We start from the raw sequence: 1,082 nt of genomic DNA on the forward strand, positions 1-1,082 counted from the left end.
CACCTCCAGCGAGGACCACAAGGGGAAGCCCACCACCGCGCCCGCCAGCGCCGCCGGCAACAAGCCCACCAGCGACACCACCAGCGAGCCCACCAACGTCAGCAGGCGCTGCCCGAGCGCCTCGATGCCCCGCGCGCTCCCCGTCCTGTCCGCGGGCACCCACGCCGGAAACAGCACCACCGCAGCGTTCTGGACGAAGAGCCCGGCCAACGACACCGTGGGCAGCAGTACCGCGAGCGCCACCCCACCCGGCCACCACCACGTCGCAAGCCACGGGTCCTCGGCGCCCGGGCCACACAGCAGACCCACCGTCAGGAGCCCGAGCTGGAGCGCGCCCACCACCAGCGCCGATGCCGCCAGCTCCGCCCCCACCACCTGCCAGCCCGCCAGCGGCAACGCGCGCAGCAGGTCCAGCTTCGGCAGGTCCATGCGCAGGTCCATGCGGAAGACGCTCGGCCCCACCACCGCCATCATCGCCGCGAGCGACACGCCCAGCGGCCCCAGCACCCGGCGCGTGTCCGTGAAGAAGCGCGACTCGCCCATCATCGCGACGATGGCGCACCCCAGCAGCAGCGAGGCCAGCACCGACACCACGCCCCCCGTCATCCGCCTCCGGGTGATGAGGTTCTTCCAGATGAGCGCCACCTCCGGACGCCCTCGCGCCGACAGCCGGAAGGGGGCCTTGCGCGAGGCGAGCGCTCCGCCCCGGGCGCTCCCTCCCGAGGCCCGCTGGGCCCGCTCGCGCGTGCGCGTCTCGGCCTGCGTCACCGCGGACTCCTCGAAGGGGACCTCCGCCAGCCGCACCCAGACGTAGTGCGCCAGCGCGAGCACCAGCACCGGGGGGAGCGCGCTCAGGAAGTCGCTCGCGTCCCGCGCCAACGCGGGCGCCACCAGCAGCCGCGCGGGCCACAGCACCGCGCTCAACCCTGGCGCCTCCACCAGCGACTGCACCCAGTTGCGCAGCACCCCGGGTGTCCCCACCGTCCTGGGGAACGGGTGCGCCTCCAGCGAGGAGTACACCGCCAGGCCCACCGCCGCGAGCACGCACCCCAGCGCCACCCAGCGCGCCACCAGGCCCCGAG

At 74.7% G+C, this 1,082-nt stretch carries 1 pseudogene; it reads right to left on the reverse strand.

Annotation, left to right across the window (positions count from 1 at the left end):
- Positions 1–1,082 (reverse strand): annotated as a pseudogene (locus HR086_RS47065) (ABC transporter permease); the annotation flags it as partial.

This window comes from Myxococcus sp. CA039A (assembly GCF_013336645.1).
Classification (GTDB): domain Bacteria; phylum Myxococcota; class Myxococcia; order Myxococcales; family Myxococcaceae; genus Myxococcus; species Myxococcus llanfairpwllgwyngyllgogerychwyrndrobwllllantysiliogogogochensis.